The sequence below is a fragment of the Agromyces sp. Root81 genome, from assembly GCF_001429165.1.
In the GTDB taxonomy this organism is placed as follows: Bacteria; Actinomycetota; Actinomycetes; order Actinomycetales; family Microbacteriaceae; genus Agromyces.
Genome location: NZ_LMIR01000003.1, coordinates 177,909 through 197,076, shown reverse-complemented (window position 1 = coordinate 197,076; position 19,168 = coordinate 177,909). Strand labels below are relative to the sequence as shown.

The 19,168-nt window shown below is 71.3% G+C and carries 20 protein-coding genes; 12 read left to right on the top strand and 8 right to left on the bottom strand.

What is annotated here, in order from left to right:
* Window positions 1–135, top strand: a complete 135-nt coding sequence (locus tag ASE14_RS20170) for a cupin domain-containing protein (RefSeq protein WP_082600954.1) — start codon at window positions 1–3, stop codon at window positions 133–135.
* Here ASE14_RS20170 and ASE14_RS15500 read toward each other — a convergent pair.
* From ASE14_RS15500 to ASE14_RS15485, 4 genes are all read right to left on the bottom strand, one after another.
* Window positions 111–1,445 (bottom strand): glycosyltransferase, encoded by a 1,335-nt coding sequence (locus tag ASE14_RS15500; RefSeq protein WP_082600953.1) that lies wholly within the window; start codon window positions 1,443–1,445, stop codon window positions 111–113. The genes ASE14_RS20170 and ASE14_RS15500 overlap by 25 nt on opposite strands.
* A gap of 159 nt (window positions 1,446–1,604) precedes the next feature.
* Window positions 1,605–2,111: a hypothetical protein gene (locus ASE14_RS15495; RefSeq protein ID WP_157373042.1), complete on the bottom strand. Its 507-nt coding sequence runs from the start codon at window positions 2,109–2,111 to the stop codon at window positions 1,605–1,607.
* 121 nt (window positions 2,112–2,232) lie between these two features.
* The gene (locus ASE14_RS15490; RefSeq protein ID WP_056657004.1) at window positions 2,233–3,768 is read right to left on the bottom strand and encodes a multicopper oxidase family protein; all 1,536 of its coding nucleotides are present in this window, start codon (window positions 3,766–3,768) and stop codon (window positions 2,233–2,235) included.
* Window positions 3,752–4,243 (bottom strand): hypothetical protein, encoded by a 492-nt coding sequence (locus tag ASE14_RS15485; RefSeq protein ID WP_056657001.1) that lies wholly within the window; start codon window positions 4,241–4,243, stop codon window positions 3,752–3,754. Before ASE14_RS15485 ends, ASE14_RS15490 begins: the two co-directional genes overlap by 17 nt.
* Window positions 4,244–4,442: 199 nt before the next feature.
* On the opposite strand from ASE14_RS15485, the gene ASE14_RS15480 reads away from it, so the two are divergent.
* The 5 genes from ASE14_RS15480 (at window position 4,443) to ASE14_RS15460 (ending at window position 8,926) form a co-directional block, all read left to right on the top strand.
* Window positions 4,443–6,539 (top strand): sensor histidine kinase, encoded by a 2,097-nt coding sequence (locus tag ASE14_RS15480; protein WP_162257753.1) that lies wholly within the window; start codon window positions 4,443–4,445, stop codon window positions 6,537–6,539.
* Window positions 6,532–7,224: a response regulator transcription factor gene (locus ASE14_RS15475; RefSeq protein ID WP_235511433.1), complete on the top strand. Its 693-nt coding sequence runs from the start codon at window positions 6,532–6,534 to the stop codon at window positions 7,222–7,224. The genes ASE14_RS15480 and ASE14_RS15475 overlap by 8 nt, the downstream gene beginning before the upstream one ends.
* Window positions 7,221–7,679 carry a nitroreductase/quinone reductase family protein gene (locus ASE14_RS15470; protein ID WP_082600951.1) on the top strand — a complete coding sequence of 153 codons (459 nt, stop codon included), beginning with the start codon at window positions 7,221–7,223 and terminating at the stop codon, window positions 7,677–7,679. Before ASE14_RS15475 ends, ASE14_RS15470 begins: the two co-directional genes overlap by 4 nt.
* Window positions 7,680–7,766: 87 nt before the next feature.
* A complete protein-coding gene (locus ASE14_RS15465; RefSeq protein WP_056656989.1) occupies window positions 7,767–8,249 on the top strand; it encodes a hypothetical protein in 483 nt (160 codons plus the stop codon).
* Window positions 8,250–8,488: 239 nt separating this feature from the next.
* Complete coding sequence (locus ASE14_RS15460; RefSeq protein ID WP_056656986.1) at window positions 8,489–8,926, top strand: hypothetical protein; 438 nt, start codon at window positions 8,489–8,491, stop codon at window positions 8,924–8,926.
* 124 nt (window positions 8,927–9,050) lie between these two features.
* Here ASE14_RS15460 and ASE14_RS15455 read toward each other — a convergent pair whose 3' ends face one another.
* Entirely contained in the window at window positions 9,051–9,818 is a 768-nt protein-coding gene (locus ASE14_RS15455; protein WP_056656983.1) for a helix-turn-helix domain-containing protein, read from the bottom strand.
* Window positions 9,819–10,058: 240 nt separating this feature from the next.
* On the opposite strand from ASE14_RS15455, the gene ASE14_RS15450 reads away from it, so the two are divergent.
* Window positions 10,059–10,730 (top strand): DUF4097 family beta strand repeat-containing protein, encoded by a 672-nt coding sequence (locus ASE14_RS15450; protein WP_235511432.1) that lies wholly within the window; start codon window positions 10,059–10,061, stop codon window positions 10,728–10,730.
* Between the two features lie 90 nt (window positions 10,731–10,820).
* On the opposite strand, the gene ASE14_RS15445 is transcribed toward ASE14_RS15450, so the two are convergent.
* Complete coding sequence (locus tag ASE14_RS15445) at window positions 10,821–11,453, bottom strand: TetR/AcrR family transcriptional regulator (protein WP_056656981.1); 633 nt, start codon at window positions 11,451–11,453, stop codon at window positions 10,821–10,823.
* Complete coding sequence (locus tag ASE14_RS15440; RefSeq protein ID WP_056656978.1) at window positions 11,450–13,228, bottom strand: glycoside hydrolase family 3 protein; 1,779 nt, start codon at window positions 13,226–13,228, stop codon at window positions 11,450–11,452. The genes ASE14_RS15445 and ASE14_RS15440 overlap by 4 nt, the downstream gene beginning before the upstream one ends.
* Before the next feature lie 187 nt (window positions 13,229–13,415).
* On the opposite strand from ASE14_RS15440, the gene ASE14_RS15435 reads away from it, so the two are divergent.
* Together ASE14_RS15435 and ASE14_RS15430 are read left to right on the top strand one after the other, a co-directional pair.
* A complete protein-coding gene (locus tag ASE14_RS15435; protein ID WP_082600949.1) occupies window positions 13,416–14,735 on the top strand; it encodes an MFS transporter in 1,320 nt (439 codons plus the stop codon).
* Window positions 14,732–15,472 carry a tyrosine-protein phosphatase gene (locus tag ASE14_RS15430; RefSeq protein ID WP_056656972.1) on the top strand — a complete coding sequence of 247 codons (741 nt, stop codon included), beginning with the start codon at window positions 14,732–14,734 and terminating at the stop codon, window positions 15,470–15,472. The genes ASE14_RS15435 and ASE14_RS15430 overlap by 4 nt, the downstream gene beginning before the upstream one ends.
* Before the next feature lie 26 nt (window positions 15,473–15,498).
* On the opposite strand, the gene ASE14_RS15425 is transcribed toward ASE14_RS15430, so the two are convergent.
* Window positions 15,499–15,921 (bottom strand): thioesterase family protein, encoded by a 423-nt coding sequence (locus ASE14_RS15425; RefSeq protein ID WP_056656969.1) that lies wholly within the window; start codon window positions 15,919–15,921, stop codon window positions 15,499–15,501.
* Window positions 15,922–15,986: 65 nt separating this feature from the next.
* On the opposite strand from ASE14_RS15425, the gene ASE14_RS15420 reads away from it, so the two are divergent.
* The 3 genes from ASE14_RS15420 (at window position 15,987) to ASE14_RS15410 (ending at window position 19,048) form a co-directional block, all read left to right on the top strand.
* Window positions 15,987–17,099, top strand: a complete 1,113-nt coding sequence (locus ASE14_RS15420; protein ID WP_157373041.1) for a winged helix DNA-binding domain-containing protein — start codon at window positions 15,987–15,989, stop codon at window positions 17,097–17,099.
* Window positions 17,100–17,322: 223 nt separating this feature from the next.
* Window positions 17,323–18,468 carry a Cmx/CmrA family chloramphenicol efflux MFS transporter gene (locus ASE14_RS15415; RefSeq protein ID WP_056656964.1) on the top strand — a complete coding sequence of 382 codons (1,146 nt, stop codon included), beginning with the start codon at window positions 17,323–17,325 and terminating at the stop codon, window positions 18,466–18,468.
* Window positions 18,469–18,514: 46 nt separating this feature from the next.
* Window positions 18,515–19,048: a dihydrofolate reductase family protein gene (locus tag ASE14_RS15410; RefSeq protein WP_082600948.1), complete on the top strand. Its 534-nt coding sequence runs from the start codon at window positions 18,515–18,517 to the stop codon at window positions 19,046–19,048.
* Window positions 19,049–19,168: the final 120 nt, after the last annotated feature.

The following is a 19,168-nucleotide window of genomic DNA, read 5'->3' as shown; positions in this document are numbered from 1 at the left end:
ATGACCGGGGGAACCATGGACCAGCCCGTCTCGCTCGGCGCCGGCGACACCCTCGTCATGCCGAGCGGATGGCGCGGGGCCTGGGTCGTGCACGAGACGGTGCGCAAGCTCTACGTGATCGTCGACGACGCCTGATCCCACGCCGGGCCCTCGAGCTCGTCGACCAGCGCCGTGCCCGCGGCATCCCGCGCCACCGCTTCGCCGAGCTTCGCCGCGGCCTGGCGGTAGCGGTCATCGCCGAGCACCTCGGCGACGGCCGCGGCGATCCGGCGCGACGGCGCGCGTCGCGGCACCGCGATGCCCGCGCCCCGTGCCGTGACCCGTACGGCGTTGTCGGCCTGATCCCGGCCGTGGTGCAGGATCACGAGCGGCAGGCCGGCGGCGAGCGCCTTGATAACGGTGCCGTGGCCGCCGTGCGTGACGACGACGCTCGCCTCCTGCATCACGAGGCGATGCGGGGCGGATGCCACCACGCTCACGTTCGCCGGCGCCCGGATCGCGTCGGGCCGCAGGGCCGGCCCCGTGGTGACGACCCCGCGCACGGGCAGTTCGCCGAGCGCGTCCGTGATGCGTTGCAGGCACTCGACGTGGTTCTGGAACGTCGACGACATGGCCACGAGCACGAGCGGGCCGTCACCGTCGTGCGGCGTCCAGGTCTCGTCGGCGGCCCACGACGGATCATCGAGCACGGGCCCGACGTAGCGGGCGTTGGCGGGCAGCTCCGCCGGGAAGTCGAACGCCGACGAGGTGAGCACGAGCTGCCGGCTCGCGTGCTGCATCTGGTTCCACGTCGTCGCGATCGGCGCGAGGCCGTGCGCGGCGCGGACCGCGTTGATCGGCGCCAGCGTGTACCGGTCGAACAACCGCACGCCCGCGGCGCCGAACGCCCGATCGCGCACGCGGCCGAGCGGGCCGCGCGCGGGGGCGAGGCCGGCGCCGAACGGCGGCATGCCCTTCGCAGGCAGGGCGTAGACGTTGGGCATCAGCACGTCGAACGGCACTCCGCGGGCCTCGGCGGCGATCATGGCTCCGACGGCGAAGGCCGAGGTGAGTACGAGACCCGGGCGGAACTCGTCGATCGCCGCGACGGTGTCGACCGCCTGCTCCGGCGCAGGGCCCGCGATCATGGCCTCGGCCAATCCGCGCGCAAGGCTCGTCGGGGTGCGCATCTCCCAATCCCGTAGCGTCTCGGTCTGGCTCGACGTCCACGGGCGAACCCGGGCGCCCGTGCGGCGGGCCTGGTCGGTCATCGACTCGTCGACGAGCAGCGTGACGCGGTGCCCGCGCTCGACGAGCCGACGGGCGACACCGAGCTCGGGCGGCACCGTGCCGCCGCCGTCGGTGAGTGCGAACAGGTACGTGTTCGGGGTCGGGCGATCGGAGCGCTCCTGGCGGTGGGCGCGCTCTGCGGTAGCGCTCGCCGGGGGCGCCTCGTCGTCGCTCATGCGCGGAACCCTACGCCGCCGTTCCGGCGGCGGCATCCGTGCTGGCGCTGAACGCCGGATCGGGAGGCCTACTCCGCAGTGGCGTCCATCGCCTGGTCCATGACGTAGATCGTCGCCCCGCCCGGGTCGCGAGAGGTGGCCATGAAGCCGCCCGCGGTGTCAGCCGTTCGTCATCGGTGCGATGTCGGTCGTGACGGCGCCGAACGGGAACGGGTACAGGAACGTGCCGGTGCCCCATTCGTCGATCGGGATCAGCGAGAACCAGACCAGGCTGATCACGATCGAGGCCGGGGCGATGATGCCGATGAAGACCGCAGCGCGGTCGAGGATGCGCAGCGCATCGCTCTCGCTCGCCGCGCGCTTGAGCACTCGGGAGATCGCGATGAGCACCGCGAGCACGATCGCCGCGTAGACGAACCAGCTGGGTTCGAGGGTCAGCGTGATGCACCGCGGTGCGACGTCCGTCGATTTCCCCTCGGCATCGAGGAACCCGCCGTCGCCCGTGAACCCGCCGGCGCAGTAGCTCTTGCCGGCGTGCGTGAAGAAACCGTAGAACAGCGAAGCCGCGAATCCGAGCACGAGCAGTCGGCGCACCCGGAGCAGGAGTGCGGCGCCGGGCAGGGTCGAGAGGCTCGCACTCGGCGGATGTTCGATGGTCTCGGGCATGCGGTGGCCTCCGGATTCGAGTCGTGCTGTCATCGTGGCAGCCACGATGTCGTCGGGCAAGCGCGCCGGTGCGATGCGCCGTGACGCTCTTCGAAGGGCCGGGCCGGTGGTCGTCGCCCCGTCACTCCGGACGATTGCCCGCGTCGCCGTTGATCGTGAACGGCGTCGTGACGCCCTCGTACATGACGTGGGCGACGAGGCCGTCGACGGCGTGGGGGAGGGTGTGGCAGTGGTCGCTCCAGATGCCAGGATTGTCGGCGACGAACGCGATGTCGTAGGACTCGCCGGGGTGGACGTCGAGCGAGTCCACCACCCATGGGCTGCCGGATGCCGCGACGCCGTCGCGTGCGAGCACCACGACGTGGTGACCGTGCAGGTGCATGGGGTGCACGTCGCCCGAGTCGTTGCGGAGGTGCATCACCACGACGTCGCCCTCGGCCACGTCGAACATGGGCACGTCGGGGAACATGCGGCCGTTGATGGTCCAGAAGTTGCCGGGCCGGCCGTCGATGATGCCGAAGCGGCGTGCGATCACGTAGTCGTAGGAGCGGTCGGGCGCCGAGGCGTCGAACGGCAGCGGCGTCGGTGTGCCGTACGCGAGCAGGTCGAGGGTCTGCTTCGGCTGCCGCACGGGCGGGGCGGATGCCTCCGGCGCCGAGTCGTCGCCGATGAGCATGCTCCGGGCGCCGCCCACGTGCAGGCGCACGGCCTCGCCCGCCGCAGGCGCCTGCACCGCGACATCCGCTCGCCCGCCGGCGGGGATGAGCACCCGCTGCTCCTCGACGTCCGTCGGTCGGTTCACCTCCTGCCCGTCGATCGCGACGACGCGGAACGGCTCGCCCGACCACACCGAGGCGGTGCCCTGGTCGGTGTTGATGACGCGCACGCGCACCGTCTCGCCGGGCTCGGCATCGACGCGCTCGTCGGCCACGCGGCCGTTGAGGGTGTGCTGGCCGCCGTAGACGTGCAGCAGCGCGGTGACGTCGCGCGCCGCCGCATCGCTCGACGATCCGGATGCCGCAGCCGGCTCGATCACGATCGCGCCGAGCAGGCCGCGTTCGACCTGCACATGCGAGACCTGGTGCGAGTGGTACCAGTACGTGCCGGCATCCGTCGCCTCGAACCGGTAGACGTGACGGCCGCCGACCGGCACGGCGTCCTGCGTGATGCCGGCGACGCCGTCGGCGGCGTTCGGCACGTCGATGCCGTGCCAGTGCAGGGTGGCGCCGTCGGCCACCGACTCGTTGACGAACTCGACCTCGACGAGGTCGCCCTGCCGGGCGCGGATCTCGGGCCCCGGCGAGGTGCTGTTCACCGTGTATCCCTCGATCGACCGCCCGCCCGGCACCTCGACCGTGCCCTCGCGGGCGACGAGTTCGACCCGCACGTCGGCGGGGCGATCGGGGTCGGCGATGAGCGACGTCACGCTCACTGCGGCGGCGGCTCCGGCGGCTCCGGATGCCTCGGCCGCGCCATTCCCGCCGGCCGCGTGCCCGCCGTGTCCGGACGCGCCGGTGTCACCGTGCCCGCCGCCCATCGTCATGACCGAGTATTCGCCGAGCAGCGTGGAGCTCCAGGCCAGCGCGCCGGCGCCGAGCGCGATCGTGACCGCGACGCCGACGACCCCGCACCGGAAGAGCTCACGCCGAGACGGCATTCGAGGTCGCCTCCTCGGTGTCGGTGCGGGTGCCTGCTTCGGCGGGTGGCGTCGGCGTCCGCCGCACCCGCATCGCCGCGATGACGGCGGCTGCGACCACGGCGAGCGCGTTCGCGCCGTGGATCAGCCCGAGGTAGGGCAGGTCCGTGAGCGAGAATCCGAGTACGACCTGCAGCACGATGAGCGCGAGGGTGAGCGTCGCCCAGAGGCGCGCGCCCTTCGCCCGCACGAAGAAGGAGATGACGAGCAGCACGGCCGCGAGGAGCGGCAGCATCGCTGCGCCGCCGATCGCGTGGATCCAGAAGCCGAGTTCGCCGGTGCCGCCGGCCCCGCCGCTCTCGAGCAGCGCCTTGTCGATGACGTCGCCCTCCGACACGCGGTTGAGCACGCCGCCGAACGCGAACGCGATGGCGGCCGCCTGCACGACGACGCCTGCGGCGATCGCCCAGGCCAGTCCCGAGTAGAACCTGCGCATGATGTGCCTCCCTGTTCGTGCGGGCCGTCGGACGCGGCATCCGCTCGCCTCCCACCGTCGCGGGGCAGCGGCGTCGCCGGAACGCGGGTGACCGGACACCGCATGGCGGCCAGCGGGCATGGCGGATGGGGGCCAGCTGCTAAGGGACGTCGGGGCAGGCCCTCTCCCGCGAAGCGCCCGACAGGAGGACGATGGAATCGTGGTCCGCAGGTGGGTGTGCCTTGCGACGCTCGGCCCGATCGGGGTCGCGGCGCTGGTGTACCTCGTCGTCGTTCGGGGCTTCATCGAGGGCGACGCCGATCACGGACTCGCCTGGCCGCTGCTCGGCGCGCTGCCGCTGTTCGTGCTCGGCATGTGGCTGCTCACCGTGTCGTCGTCGCGCACCGCCGTGCTCGTCGCCCTCGCCTCCACGGCGATGCTCGTCGGGTCGGCGTACGAGACGTTCGTGGCGCGCAACATCGAGATCATGGTCGAGCCGTGGTTCCCGCTCTTCAACGTGATCGGCCTCACCGCCGATGCCGCCGCGACCTCGGCGCTGCTGGTCGTGTTCGCGACGTTCCCGACCGGGGTGGTCGAGCACCGGTGGCAGCGCGTTGCCGTCGCGTTCCTCTGGACTCCGCTGCTCGTCGGGCCGCTCACGCTCCTCACGACGCCGCACGTCGTGATGTCGCAGTACATCGGCATCAGCGGCGATGCGATCACCAACCCGTTCGCGGTGCCGTGGCTCGAGTGGGCGGCGCCGGTGGTGGAGCTGCTCGTGGTGCAGGCGTGGGTGGCCGCCGCGCTCGGGGTGGCGGTGCTCGGCTCCCGTGCGATCTTCGGCACCCCCGAGGTGCGGGCCCGCACGCGGGTGATGGGCCTGACGGTCGCGTTGGCCCTGGTGGCCTTCGTGCTGTGGACGTTCCTGCCCGGAAACTGGCTCATCGAGGTGTTCGTCTACGGGTCGCTCCTCGCGCTGCCGGTCGCGGCCGTGCACGGCATCTTCCGGTCCGGGGCGTTCGACATCGCGCCCGACGATCGGGGACGCATGGTGGCGCGTTCGTCGAACCTGCTCATCACGGTCGTGTACGCGGCGGGTGTCGCGATGCCGGCGGTGCTGCTCTCCGACCGGCTCCGCGTCGTTCCCGCGATCCTCATCACGACGATGGCCGCCGTGGCACTGCTGCCGGTGCGCACGTGGATGCAGCGTTGGATCCACCGCGCCGTGTTCGGCGACCGAGAACGCCAGCTGACCATGCTCAGCGAACTCGGCGCGCAGCTCGAGCGCGCAGGCGAGCCGCGGGAACTGCTCAACCGACTCGCCGAGGCGGTGCGCGAGGGGCTCGACGCCTCGTGGGTGCGCATCCGCATCGCGTCGCGTGATGGAGCGCTCGCTGCGGTGCCCATGGGAGTCGCAGGCGCTGCGGCCGACGTGTCCGGCGTCGACGGCGACGAGCCCGAACCCGTCGAGTCGTGCGATCTGCTGCACGGCGACGAGACGCTCGGGCGCATCGAGCTCGGGCACCGGCATCGCGGCGAGTACACCGACGCCGAGCGCACGATGCTGCGCACAGTGGCGGGCCAGGCCGCGGCATCCGTCGCAAACGTGCTGCTGACGGCGCAGCTGGCCGAGCAGCTCGACGAGCTGACCGCCTCGCGCGAGCGGCTCGTCGCCGTGCAGGACGACGAGCGCCGGCGCCTCGAGCGCGACCTGCACGACGGGATTCAGCAGGACGTCGTGGCCCAGATCGCGGGGCTCCGTCTCGCCCGCAACCGGCTGCAGCGCGGCGAGCTCACTGCGGCGGAGCTCGAGGAGCTGCAGGACCAGGCCCGAGAGACGCTCACCGACCTGCGCGAGCTCGCCCGGGGTATCCACCCGCCCGTGCTGAGCGACAACGGGCTCGTGGCCGCCGTCGAATCGGGCGTCGCGCGGTTCCCCATTCCGCTCACGGTCGAGGCGAACGACCGGGTGCGGGCCGAGCGGTTCCCCGACGACGTCGAGACGACCGCCTACTACGTGGTGCGCGAGGCGCTCGCGAACACCGCGAAGCACGCGAACGCGACGCACGCATCGGTCGGGCTCGTGCGCAGCGACGGGCACCTGCGCATCGCGATCAGCGACGACGGATGCGGCATCGGCCCGGCCGCCTCGGGCTCGCACGGCGGCCTCGCGAACATCCGCGACCGGGTCGCCGCGCTGCGGGGCACGGTGCACGTCTCGCCGAACGAGCCGTCGGGCACGGTCGTGCTCGTCGAGCTGCCGCTCGACGGCGTGGGCCCCGCGGCATCCGCTCGGGAGGAGGCGCCAGTTGGATGACCCTGGCGTGCTGCGCGTCGTGATCGCCGAGGACAACTACCTCGTACGCGAGGGTGTGCGGCGCCTGCTCGAGGACTCGGGCGAGGTCGACGTGGTCGCCGCGGTCGGCAACGGCACCGAACTGCTCGACGCGGTGCGCCGGCTCGCGCCGCACGCGGTGCTCACCGACATCCGCATGCCGCCGGGTCACCACATGGAGGGCATCGAGGCGGCGCACGCGATTCGCGCCTCGTCGCCGTCGACCGGGGTGGTCGTGCTCTCGCAGCATGCCGACGAAAGCTACGCCCTCGCGCTGTTCGCCGACGGCTCGGCGGGCCTCGGCTACCTGCTGAAGGACCGCATCGGCGACCTCGAGGACCTCGTGCACGCCCTGCACGAGGTACGGGTCGGCGGTTCGGTGATCGACCCGCAGATCGTCGACACGCTCGTGCGCCGTCGGAGCGCCGCCGGGGCGTCGAGTCCGCTCGCCACGCTGTCGCCGCGCGAGCTCGACGTGCTGCGCGAGATGGCGGCGGGCAAGACGAACGCGGGCATCGAGCAGGCGCTCTTCCTGTCGACCTCGACGGTCGAGAAGCACGTGAACGCGATCTTCACGAAACTGCGACTGCCTGAGACGGGCGTGCACCGGCGGGTCGCCGCGGTGCTCGCGTTCCTGCAGAGCGACGGCACGGAGGCGTCGACATGAGCTTCGATACGCGGAACGGCACGAGAGGGGCCCGCCAGCCGGGACGCAGCCGGCTCGAGCGGTGGGGCAATCAGCGCATGGTGGAGAGCATCCGCCGGAAGGGCGCCCGGCGCGGCGACAAGCTCGTGCTGGTCACGATCGGCAAGCGGACCGGCATCGAGCGGATGACTCCCGTGCGCTGCTTCCTCGCGGATGACGGCACTCGGCTGATCGTGGCGTCGGCGGATGGCGCCCCCCGGAACCCCTCCTGGTACTACAACCTCGCCGCCCACCCCGACCGGGTGCGCATCGAGTTCGCGGGGCAGCGCATCGACGTCACGCCCGAGCAGCTGCACGGCGCCGAGCGCGAAGCCGCGTGGCGGTGGATCACCGCGCAGGCGCGGGGGTTCGCCAGGTACGAGCGCATCACGGACCGGCAGATCCCGGTCATCCGCCTCACGCCGACCGGCCGCTGAGGCTGCGGGGCAGCTGCAGGGCTCGGCGACGTGCGCCCAGCGCCGATCACCGCGAGAATGGGAGTCGAGGCAAAAGGGGTGCGGCATATGGGTGCGCAGAGATCAGATTCGACGACGGATGCATCGCCGGCGACGTCGGCGCCGGATGCCGCGCCTGCGCCGCACGGCCCCGGGCACCACGCCCTCGGCTGCCCCGAGTGCTTCGAGGAGCTGCAGCGCAACCACGACTGGTGGAAGGCGCGCCCCGAGGGTGCACGCCTCGTCGGGCTCGTCGTCGCGCGCGACGACATGCCCTCGGTCGTGGAGCAGCGGAACGACCTCGCCGACTTCGGCGTCGCGATCCTCGACTTCAAGCACCCGGCCGCCGAGGCGCCCGAGACCTGGGAGCAGCGGCTCGGCCGCCTGTTCGGCACCCTGCGGGCCGGCGACGTGCTCGTGGTGGCCAACGAGCGCGCACTCGGCCAGGACCGCGACGAGGTCACGCGCACGATCCGAACGCTCGCCCGGCACAACCTCGTGGTGAAGGTGCTGAGCCACGGGGCGCCGCACCTCGAGAACGCCCGCGGCTGAGTCGAGGCGAGAAGCGGTACCGAAGTACGACATCGATCACGGCTTGGTCCTCCTGTCGGCGTGCGGACGTGGCTCGTCCGACAGACAGGTGCACCGACCGAGCCCGTCCGCGACCGCAGACGGCGACCCCATCGGGACGGGGCGATGCGACGGTGGTCGGGCATGGCCGTGACGTACAATCGCGGCGACGACGAAGCGCCAGGCCGAGATTCCGGCATCGGTGAGATGGAGGGGTCAGGATGTTCGGTTTCGGTTCGAAGAAGAAGACGAAGAAGCTCAAGCTCGAGGATCTGATGGAGCAGATCAGGCCCGACCTGAGTCGGGAATCGCTCGGCGTCGGGCCCGACTTCCCGGGCGTCCACCCTGCAGGCAGGAGCAATGCGGAACTGCGCACGGGGGCGCTTGCGCTCGGTGTACTCGTCGACTGGCGAGAGCTCAACAGCAACCCCCGCTTGATCATGATGTTCGACGTGGAGACCGCCGACGGCATCACGTTCCGCGGAATCGCAGACGAAACCCTCACGATCACCGAGCTCACCCGACTCGCCCCAGGACAGACGATGCCCGTGCGCTACCGGCCGGCCGTCATGGACCACTACGTCGCCCTTGCCCGGGACGCGGACCCCGCCCATGTGCAGCAGCTCTCCGACGAGATCGCGAGACGCAAGCGGACCTGACCCGAAACCATTGGCCGGGTATACCGAGGTGCGGACCCGCCCGCGGAAGAACGGCAGCGGGGCGCCCGGTAGACGAGCGCCGGGGCATCGTGCGGTTCGAGCGCGAACCACGGCGTGTGCAGCGTCAGCTCGATGCGCCGGGTGACTCGGCGCCGCCGCGCGCGGTCGGCTCCTGCGAGGGGGCGGGCATCGTCGAGAGGATGTCCCTGGCCTGTTCCGCCGCGCGGGCGATGCTCTCGGCGACGAAGTCCACGAAGCGGGCCATGTTCTGGAGCCGGTTGCCGGCCGGGGTGTCGCGTCCGAACACGTTGACGCCGCGCCGGGCGGTCTCGGCGAGCTCGGCGTTGGAGCGCGCTGCCGCGAGCATCGACTGGTACCAGGCGTCGTTGTCGGCGGAGTAGCGCTCCCGGCGGCCCGCCTCGACGACCCGGCGAACGAGGCCAACGTTCTCGAGCAGCGCGACCGCCTTGGAGACCGAGGCCGGGCTGACCTGGAGCCGCTGCACGAGCTCCGCCGCGTTCAGGCTGCCGGCGTCGGAGGTGTAGAGGCAGGTCAGCACCGAGGCCGCCATACGGGGGAGCCCCGACTGCATGAGGATCGTGATGAACGCCTCCTCGTACTCGTGCACGGCCTCCGCATTGCGGCCGTGGGCCTGCGGGGGCGCCTGCTGGCCGCGCGGTGCCGTCGGCTTGCGCTGGTGGGTGCGACGCTCCGTCGCCCGCTGTGCGAGATCCGCACGGTAGGCGGCCGGGCCGCCGTTGCGCATCACCTCGCGGGTGATCGTCGAGGTCGGGCGGTCGAGGCGCCTGGCGATCTCCGCGTACGCGAGGTCGTCGGCCAGGCCGAGCGAGATCTGCTGGCGTTCGTGCTGGGTGAGTCTGCCTCCCGGCATATCGGCCTTCCTTCGTCGACGGGTTTGCTCCAGTATGGCGTTCGTTCCCTATCCATTGCAACGATACGGGCGATGAACATTGCATTAGATTCTGCACCGTTGCAACGATTTACCGTATCTCAACAGGGATTTCATCGAGCAATTGCAATTCCAGTGTTGTGCAATTCGTGAACGCAACGTAGCGTTACCAACATCAGAAACACCGACTGAAGCAACACCGACTGAAAAGGAATCATCATCATGATGCAGAAGTTCGACACCCCCGCCCCGATCGCCGCCGTGCTCGACATCTCGGCCGGCCGCGTGCAGGTCATCGCCGCCGACCGGGCCGACACCGCGGTCGAGATCCGCCCCGCCAACGCCTCGAAGAGCCGCGACGTGAAGATGGCCGAGGAGACCACGGTCGACTACCGCGACGGCGTGCTGCGCATCGCGACCCCCTCGGGCAACCAGATCCTCGGCCCGTCGGGATCCGTCGAGGTCACGGTGCAGCTGCCCGCCGGCTCCCGCGTGGAGGCGAAGGCGGCCGCCGCCGAGTTCCGCGGAGTCGGTCGCCTCGGCGACGTCGCGTTCGAGGGCGCCAACGGCACGATCAAGATCGACGAGGCGGCGAGCGTTCGACTCTCCGCCCTCGCCGGCGACGTCGTGGTCGGCCGCCTCAACGGTCCGGCCGACATCAGCACCCAGAAGGGCGACATCCGCATCGCCGAGGCCGTGCGCGGCTCGGTCGTGCTGAGCGCGCAGGCCGGCAACCTGTCGGTCGGCGCCGTGCGCGGGGCATCCGCCACCCTCGACGCAGGCACCACCTACGGCCGCGTGCAGAACTCGCTCAACAACACCAAGGGCGCCGACGCCGAGCTCGCCATCACGGCGACCACCGCGTACGGCGACATCGAGGCGCGGAGCCTCTGAGCCCGTTCTCCGCTGGTCACGACGAGCCGCCGGCGCCCCTCAGCGGGGTGCCGGCGGCTTCGTCGTTCCTGGCGGATCTCTCCGCCGTCGTCAGGCGACGAGCGGATGCCCCGACACGCGCTCGTACAACCCGGCTGCCGCTGCGGAGAAGACGGCGACGTAGTCGATGCGATCGGGCAGCGTCACCCACTGGTTGCGGATGCCCTCGTTGAGGGCGAGGAGTTCGAGCACAACCTGTTGGGCGTCGACACCCGCGCGGAGCTCGCCGCCGTCGATGCCGCGCTGCACGATCGGCACGAGCCGGCCGAGCGCGTGCTCGAGGTTCGCGGAGAGGCGATCGGCGATCGGATGGCCCTCGAGCAGGCCCGACCCCGTCAGCATGGCGCGGAAGCGCACGTAGTCGGGCTCGGACGCCGCGAGGCGCACGCCCTCGATGTGCCAGCGGAACAGCTCCTGCACCGACGCGACCTCGCCGAGATCGTGCTGCATGTACGCCGCTTCGCGCCGCTCGACGATCTCGAGGAAGAGGCTGAGCTTGGTCGGGAAGTGGTGGATGAGGCCGGCATCGGTCACGCCCGCGTCCTTCGCGATGTCGGCGATGCGGGTGCCGTCGTATCCGCGTCGGGCGAAGCGGCGCACGGCGGCCGCGATGATGCGCTCACGGCGTTCGTCACCGCGGCGCTGGCGGCCGTCGACGGGCGCCGCGACATCCGCTTCGCTCATCGAGTGCCTCCTTCGCGTGGCGTCCAGCCGAGTCCGTGCCCGAATCGGAACAGCGGGTCCACGGTATCGAACGGCACGTCCTCGCGGGACGTCTCGACCGCGGCCATCGACCGCGGCAGGTCGACGGGCAGCCGGCCTGGTGCGGCGACGCGGCCGGTCGCGGCATCCATCAGCACCTCGTCGGAGACGCCGAACGTCGCGAGCAGTGCGGCAGTGCGCTCGGGGAGGCCCGTGAGCACGGCCGGCCGGTCGAGGAAGACGTCGACGACGGTCGGCACCCGGTCGCAGATCGCGAAGATGCGCTCGCGCTCGGCAGAGGGGAACTCGAGCGATCCGGAATGGAAGGCGGCCTCGAACGGGTCGTCGCTCGCGTCGAAGGGGGCTTCGAGCCGCAGCACCGCCAGCTCGGCGTCGGCCGGGGAGGCGACCGGGATGCCGTACCGGCTCACGACATCGAGGTCGATGCCCTCGCTGTAGATGCGGGAGCCGGGGGAGACCGTCACGGGCGAACCCGAGAGCGCCACGACCGAGGCGGCCTGCACGCGCACGGCGACGGCGAGGTGCTCGCGGGTGGCGACGTGCCCCGATGCGCGCTCGGCGCGGGTGCCGCGCTCGCCGTCGCCGTCGGCGTCATCGTTCGCGGACTCGAACAACCCGAGCCGCTCCTTCTCGCGCAGCACGCGCAGCACCGACTCGTCGAGGCGTGCCTCGGTCACGAGCCCGGCCTCGACGGCGCGCAGGATCAGGCCGGGATCGTCCTCTCCGCCGAGCTGGTCGACTCCCGCGTCGAAGAGGCGCCCGACGCGCTCGACCGGCGGCACGTCGAGCAGGCCCCATGCCCGAACGGGCAGCTCGATGCCGAGGCGCGGCAGTCGCATGCCGGTGACGATGTTGAAGTCGGTGATCACGACGCCGTCGAAGCCGAGGCGCTCGCGCAGGATGCCGGTGATGAGCTCGCGCTGGAACGCGAAGCCGACGGGCGGCAGTTCGCGGGCAGCCCCGATCGGTGCCGCATACCCGGGCATGACCCGCGCGACGCCGAGTTCGACCGCCGCGGCGAAGGGGGCGAGGTGGTCGTCGAACCGGCCGCCGGGGTAGACGGTGTTGGCGCCGCGTTCGAAGTGGGCGTCGACTCCGCGCCGCTGCGGCCCGCCGCCCGGGAAGTGCTTGACAGTGCAGGCGACGCCGCCGTCGGGGCCCTGCATGCCGCGGATGTATCGTGCGAGCGTCTCGGTCGCATGGGCCGCGTCCTCGCCGAAGGTGCCCGCGACGCGGGCCCAGCGCGGTTCGGTCGCGAGGTCGGCCATGGGGTGCAGGGCGACGTCGATGCCGACGGCGTGCAGCTCGCGGGCCATCATCGCTGCGGCCTCCTCGACGAGCTCGGGGTCGAACATCGCAGCGAGGCCGATCGGCTCGGGCATGGGCGAGAAGCCGTCGCCGCTCTGCGAGGTCGAGGCGTTGTGCACCCGGCCGTGTCGCGGGTCGCTGAGCACGCTGACCGGCACGCCGAGGCAGTGCTCGGCGGCGCGCGCGTCGATGGCGTCACGCCAGCTCGCGAGGGCGGCGACGCCCGGCGCGTTCATGATCGTCAGGTGCGAGATGGAGCGGTCGAGCAGCAGTTCGCTCGTCGGCGCGAAGCCGAACGGCGACTCGGCGTCGGTGCCCTCCCACAGGGTGCCGCCCTCGCCGACGACCGCCCTGGCGACGCAGAGCGCGCCGGCCTTCTCTTCGATCGTCATCTGCGCGAGCAGGGTCTCGGGGGTGGCGAAAGGCACGGGGCTCCGTCTCGTCGGTGGCGGTCGGCGCGCTCGCCGAAGGCGCATCGGCGGCTGTTCCTCACCGTACGGGTGAGGCGGTACCATCATCTCGTAGTTAACCTAGTCGTCACTAGGTTTTAGTCTTCACGTTGATCTGATCTGTTCGGATAGCGCTCAACGACGAGTCCAACCGGAAGGAACCACGATGGCTGTCGAAGCCACCACGCGCAGCATCCCCACTGTGCCCATGCGCAAGATCTACCTGCTCGCCCTCATCGAACTCGCGGCCATCGGCGCGCTCGTGACGCCCCTGGTCGTCGCGCTCTCGCTCAAGGTGCTGCAGATCGTGCCCGAGGGCGAGAAGGAGGCTGCGCTCGGCCTGATCACCGCGGTCGGCGCCGTCTGCGCGATGCTCTCGAACCCGCTGTTCGGCCACCTCTCCGACCGGACGACGAGCCGCTTCGGCCGCCGTCGTCCGTGGATCGTCGCCGGCACCCTCGGCGGCCTCGCCGGCGCACTCGTCATGGTCGTGGCATCCGACGTGCCCGTGCTGCTGCTCGGCTGGGCGCTCTCGCAGATCGCATACAACGCGACCCTCGCGGCCCTCTCGGCGTTGCTCGCCGACCAGGTTCCCGAGGCGCAGCGTGCGAAGGCGTCGGGCATCTTCGGCGCCTTCGGCTTCCTCGGCATGGTGCCCGCGATGATCGTCGCCGCCCTCTTCGCCTCGCAGCTCACGGTCGTGCTGCTCGCCATGCCGGTGCTGGCCGTCGTCGTTGTCACGGTCATCTGCCGCTTCGTGGCCGACCCGCCCATCGACCGCAGCGCGGTGCGGCCGGTCTCGATCGGCAGCGTGCTCACCTCGTTCTTCTTCAACCCGGCGCAGGTGCCGATGTTCACCCTCGTGTGGCTGCAGCGCTTCTCGATGCAATTCGGGTACACGATCATCTCGACCTTCGGCCTCTTCTACCTCATGCTGCGGCTCGACATGGGGCAGACGGATGCCGCCGCGCTCACCTCGATCGCGATGCTCGGCGGTGCCGCGGTCAACGTCGCCGCCGCGTTCCTCAGCGGCTACCTCGCCTCGCGGCGCGGCAACTACGGCCCGTTCATCGCGGGCGCCGCCATCCTCATGGCGATCTCGCTCCTGATGAAGGCGTTCACCGGCGACCTCGTCGTGTTCTGGGTGAGCACGGTCATGGCCGGCTTCGCCCTCGGCGCGTACTACGCGGTCGACCTGGCGCTCGCGATGCGCACGCTGCCCGTCGGGCAGGAGGGCAGGTTCCTCGGCGTCTTCAACATGGCCAAGACCCTGCCGCAGTCGATCGCCCCGGCGCTCGCGCCCTTCGTCATCCTGATCGGCGGCACCGACCCCGTCGCGGGCGGCGACAAGAACTACGTCGCCCTCTACCTCGTGGCGGCGGGCGCAGTGCTCGTCTCCCTCCTCACCCTGCCGGCGCTGCGCCCCGTGCTGCGCCGTGCACCCGAATCAGCGGATGCCCCGGCACCCGCGGAGGTCCCTGCATGACGCTCACCACCCTCACCAACCTCGACGGCCTCGTGAACTTCCGCGACGTCGGCGGCATGCCGGCCGGCGCGGGGACCATCGCCACTGGGGTGCTCTACCGCTCGGACGGGCTCGCCTCGCTCAGCGACGAAGGCCGCCGAGAGCTCGCGGACTGCACGATCGGCACCGTCGTCGACTTCCGCAGCGAGAGCGAGGTCGCCCACTCGCCCGGCCTCGCCCCGGACTCGGTGCGCCCGGCGCTCGTCAGCATGCCGCTGCTCGACGGCGCCGTGCCCCTCGACGGCGGGCGCCTGCCCACCCTCGACGGCATCTACCTCGAACTCGTGCAGCGCGCGGGCGACCGGTTCGCTCGGCTCGCCTCGATCATCGCGACGAGCGACGATGCGGTGCTCGTGCACTGCACCGCCGGCAAGGACCGCACCGGGGTGGGGGTCGCCCTCGTGCTGCTCGCCGTCGGCGCCGATCGCGATGCGGTGACCGCCGACTACCTCGCCACGTCGGCGAACCTCACCGGCGCGTGGAGCGAGCGGATGTTCGTCCTGGCGCGCGAGATGGGCGTCGAGATCACGCCCGAGCTCGAGGCGCTCGTGAACGGCACCTCGGCCGAGGCGCTCGGCGCGGCACTCGACTGGGTGGAGCAGGAGCACGGGAGCGTCGACGCGTACCTGCTCGCGCACGGACTCGGCGAGGACGAGCTGGTTCGGCTCCGCGAGCGGCTGACGGTGGCCGCCGTCTGACGGGCGCCGCCGGCTGCCCGGCAGCGTCAGTCGCCTGCTTCGAAGAAGAGCGACTGGAGCTCGTCGGGCCAGTCGGTGGCGCGACGTGTTCGTGCGTCGACGTGGGCCACGACCATGAGGCACGTCGAGACCGTCGTGCCCGCGGCATCCGTCATCGTGCACTCGATGGTCGCGTCGGGGCCCTGGAATTCGCGCACGAACGAGGTGATCGAGACATCCTGGTCCGCGCTCACGGGCCTGATGAAGTCGATCTCCATGCGCCGCACCCACATCATGAAGCCGAGCGTGCCGAGTGCGGGCAGGTCCCAGCCGGCGTATGTCGCGAGCCCCTCCATGCGGTGGTCGGTGAAGTACCTGGCGTAGTTGCCGGTGCTCATGTGCTGGAACGGATCGAGCTCCGAGAAGGCGATGCGGTGCGTGGTCTCGTAGACGACCGGTGTTCTCCTCATCGGGCCTCCTCGTCGCGCGGGCGCGTCGCGGCACAGGCTACGCCGATGCGGCGGAGGCGGCCAGCATGTCTGCGCCGGCCGCCCTGCGCAGCGGCGGATACGCTGCACAGGTGATCACCGATCGAGACATCGCCCGCTGGCGGTTGCACTCGCAGCTGCTCGCCGCCCCGGCGGCGGCCGCAGACGACGCGGTGCGCACGTTGACGGCCGTGCAGGCCGAGAATGCGGCGCAGTCGGCGTGGGCGGTCGCGACGCGCACCGTGTCGCCGAGGCAGGGCGACCTTGCTGAGGCGCTCGCCGATGGCCGGGTGCTGCGCATCCACGTGCTGCGCTCGACCTGGCACTACGTGCACGCCGACGACGCACTCTGGTTGCAGGAGCTCACCGGGCCACGCGTCATGCCGGTCTTCGAGCAGCAGCTGCGGCCGATCGCGAGCCGGCTGGACGCACTGGGCGACGCGATCGAGGCGATGCTCGCCGAGTCGCCCGACCGCACGCGCGGCGAGCTCGCCGACGGGCTGGCCGAACGGGGCGAGCAGCTCACCGGTCAGCAGCTCATGCTGCTGCTCGGGCGGCTCGAGGTGCTGAGCCTCGTCTGCAGCGGCGTGCCCCGCGACGGCGAGCACACCTACGCCCGCTTCGTCGACCGCGTGCCGAACCCGCGACGCCTCGGCCGCGACGAGGCGCTCGCCGAGCTCGCCCTTCGCTACTTCACCTCGCACGGGCCGGCCACCGAGCGCGATCTCGCGTACTGGGCGACCCTCACCGTGACCGATGTGCGTCGGGGCATCGCCGCGGCCGGCGACGGGCTCGACTCGTTCGAGCACGACGGCCGCACGTTCTGGCACGCGCCCGGTGAGGCCCCGGCATCCGCTGCGCCTGCCGGCCACCTGCTGCAGGTGCTCGACGAGATGTACCGCGGTTATCAGGACTCGCGCTGGGTGCTCGACGCCGACGGCGTGGTGCCGAGAGCGCGCGAGACGGCGATCGGCATGGCGCTCGTCGACGCCGGGCTCGTCGCCGGGATGAAGCGCACGGTCACGGCGAAGGCGGTCACGTTCGCGGTGCATCCGCATCGCACGCTCTCGAAGCACGAGGTCGCGGCCATCGGCGATGCCGCAGCGCGGTACGGCGAGTTCCTCGGACTCGAGGCGCGGGTGCAGCTCGACGGCGACTGACAGAGCCGTCCGGGCCGTGACCTGCGGTACGCACTGGATACAGTGGCTGGGTGAGTTCTCCCGAAGCATCCACGTTCGAGCTGCCGGCGCGCCGGTAGCTCGAAACCAGTCCGCGTCCTCTGAGTGACGCGATCCTCGGTGAGCCGTTCCGCGGCTCTGCAGGTGTTCGAGCACCGCGTGTGCCGGTCGTTCCTCGACCGTCACCTCTCATCGGAGCTCATCAATGCCACCCATCATCGTCTTGCTCGCCGTCGCCGTGTTCGCACAGGGGACATCCGAATTCATGCTCGCCGGCCTGCTGCCCGGCATCGCGGCCGATCTCGACATCACCGTGCCGCAGGCGGGTCTGCTGACCTCGGCCTTCGCCGTCGGCATGATCGTCGGCGCCCCGCTCATGGCCGCCGTCGCTCGTCACTGGTCGCCGCGACTCGCGCTCTCGGGGTTCCTGTTCGCCTTCATCGCCATGCACGTGGTCGGGGCGCTCACCGACAGCTTCGCGCTGCTGCTCGCGACGCGGTTCCTCGCAGCGATCGCGAATGCCGGATTCCTCGCGGTGGCGCTGTCGACCGTCACCGCCCTCGTGCCGGCCGACCGAACGACCCGTGCGGTGTCGGTCATCCTCGGGGGCACGACGCTCGCCCTCATCGCCGGGGTGCCGCTCGGCGCCGTCGTCGGGTCGCTCCTCGACTGGAGGGCGGCGCTCTGGGGCGTCGCCCTCATCACGGTGCCCGCGTTGGTCGCCGTGGCCGTCTGGGCGCCCGCGCGGGCCGAAGGCGGGCGGGCGCGGATCGTGCCGCTTCGGCAGGAGCTCCACGTGCTGCGGCGCCGGTCTCTGCTGGTGCCGCTGACCCTCGCCGCCCTGGTGAACGGCGCGACGTTCTGCGCGTTCACCTACCTCGCACCGGTCGTGACCGTGAACGCCGACCTCGCTGAGGGAGCCGTTCCACTCCTCCTCGCCGTGTTCGGCCTCGGCGCCTTCGTCGGGGTGTGGGTGGCGGGCCGGTTCGGAGATCGTCATGCCGCAGGCATCCTGAAGTTCGGTCACGGAGGCCTCATCGTCGGGTGGGCGGCGTTCGCCTGGCTGTCGGCCTCGCCGGCGGCGATCGTGACGCTGACCTCGGCGATGGGCGGCTTGTCGTTCGCCGTCGGAAGCACGCTCATCGCGCTGTCGATGCGAACCGCCGCGACCGAGGCACCGACGATGTCGGGGTCGTTCGCGACGGCCGCACTGAACATCGGCGCCGCGGCGGGGCCGATCCTCGGCGGGGTCGCCTACGCGTCGTCGCTCGGCGCGACCGGGCCGCTCATCGTCAGCGTCGCGCTCGCGGGTCTGGCCGCCGTCGTCGGGCTGGGGCGACCGAGGTCGTGATGTCCGGGCCGTGACATCCTGCGCAGAAAGGCGCACGCTGGAATGCATGGGAACAGTGACGATCTCTTTCGAAATGACACTCGACGGGGCGTTCGACCAGATGGAGCACTGGTTCGACGAGAACGATCCCGACCTGGTGCGACACTCCGACGAACTCGTCTTCGCTGCCGATGCGGTGCTGCTCGGCCGGGAGAGCTACGAGTTCTTCCGCGAGTACTGGCCCGCGCAGACCGATGAGCGCGGCTTCGCGGCGCACTACAACGCGCTGCCGAAGTTCGTCGCCTCGACGACGCTGACCGGCCCGCTCGACTGGAACTCGACGCTCATCGAGGGCGACGTGGCCGAGGCGGTTCGTGGCCTGCGCGACCGGTACGACTCGCTCGTCTCGCACGGCTACGGCCAGTTGGCGGCCACGCTCATGGACGCCGGGCTCGTCGACGAGGTGCACGCGGGCATCCATCCCTTCATCGTCGGCAACGCCGAGGACCGGTTGCGGACTCCGCACCCGGTCGGCCTGCGACTGCTCGACGTGCAGGGCTCAGCGTCGGGCACCATCTTCGCGAGGTACGCGCCGGCGTAACGAACGCGACGTCATCGCGAACACCGGGGGAACGGGGCATCCGCTCGCACCCGCCCATTTCGCATGAGCGGGTGGACTTCTCCATCGGATGCCGCGGAGGAGCGCGCCGGCCTCGGCTGA

Excerpts from the sequence above, each read along its gene's own strand:
- ASE14_RS15415 (WP_056656964.1), top strand. The coding sequence starts at position 17,323 with ATGCCACCCATCATCGTCTTGCTCGCCGTCGCCGTGTTCGCACAGGGG.
- ASE14_RS15465 (WP_056656989.1), top strand. The coding sequence starts at position 7,767 with ATGGGTGCGCAGAGATCAGATTCGACGACGGATGCATCGCCGGCGACG.
- ASE14_RS15450 (WP_235511432.1), top strand. The coding sequence starts at position 10,059 with ATGATGCAGAAGTTCGACACCCCCGCCCCGATCGCCGCCGTGCTCGAC.
- ASE14_RS15470 (WP_082600951.1), top strand. The coding sequence starts at position 7,221 with ATGAGCTTCGATACGCGGAACGGCACGAGAGGGGCCCGCCAGCCGGGA.
- ASE14_RS15485 (WP_056657001.1), bottom strand. The coding sequence starts at position 4,243 with ATGCGCAGGTTCTACTCGGGACTGGCCTGGGCGATCGCCGCAGGCGTC.
- ASE14_RS15445 (WP_056656981.1), bottom strand. The coding sequence starts at position 11,453 with ATGAGCGAAGCGGATGTCGCGGCGCCCGTCGACGGCCGCCAGCGCCGC.
- ASE14_RS15500 (WP_082600953.1), bottom strand. The coding sequence starts at position 1,445 with ATGAGCGACGACGAGGCGCCCCCGGCGAGCGCTACCGCAGAGCGCGCC.
- ASE14_RS15455 (WP_056656983.1), bottom strand. The coding sequence starts at position 9,818 with ATGCCGGGAGGCAGACTCACCCAGCACGAACGCCAGCAGATCTCGCTC.
- ASE14_RS20170 (WP_082600954.1), top strand. The coding sequence starts at position 1 with ATGACCGGGGGAACCATGGACCAGCCCGTCTCGCTCGGCGCCGGCGAC.
- ASE14_RS15420 (WP_157373041.1), top strand. The coding sequence starts at position 15,987 with ATGTCTGCGCCGGCCGCCCTGCGCAGCGGCGGATACGCTGCACAGGTG.
- ASE14_RS15430 (WP_056656972.1), top strand. The coding sequence starts at position 14,732 with ATGACGCTCACCACCCTCACCAACCTCGACGGCCTCGTGAACTTCCGC.
- ASE14_RS15435 (WP_082600949.1), top strand. The coding sequence starts at position 13,416 with ATGGCTGTCGAAGCCACCACGCGCAGCATCCCCACTGTGCCCATGCGC.
- ASE14_RS15425 (WP_056656969.1), bottom strand. The coding sequence starts at position 15,921 with ATGAGGAGAACACCGGTCGTCTACGAGACCACGCACCGCATCGCCTTC.
- ASE14_RS15460 (WP_056656986.1), top strand. The coding sequence starts at position 8,489 with ATGTTCGGTTTCGGTTCGAAGAAGAAGACGAAGAAGCTCAAGCTCGAG.
- ASE14_RS15490 (WP_056657004.1), bottom strand. The coding sequence starts at position 3,768 with ATGCCGTCTCGGCGTGAGCTCTTCCGGTGCGGGGTCGTCGGCGTCGCG.
- ASE14_RS15410 (WP_082600948.1), top strand. The coding sequence starts at position 18,515 with ATGGGAACAGTGACGATCTCTTTCGAAATGACACTCGACGGGGCGTTC.
- ASE14_RS15495 (WP_157373042.1), bottom strand. The coding sequence starts at position 2,111 with ATGCCCGAGACCATCGAACATCCGCCGAGTGCGAGCCTCTCGACCCTG.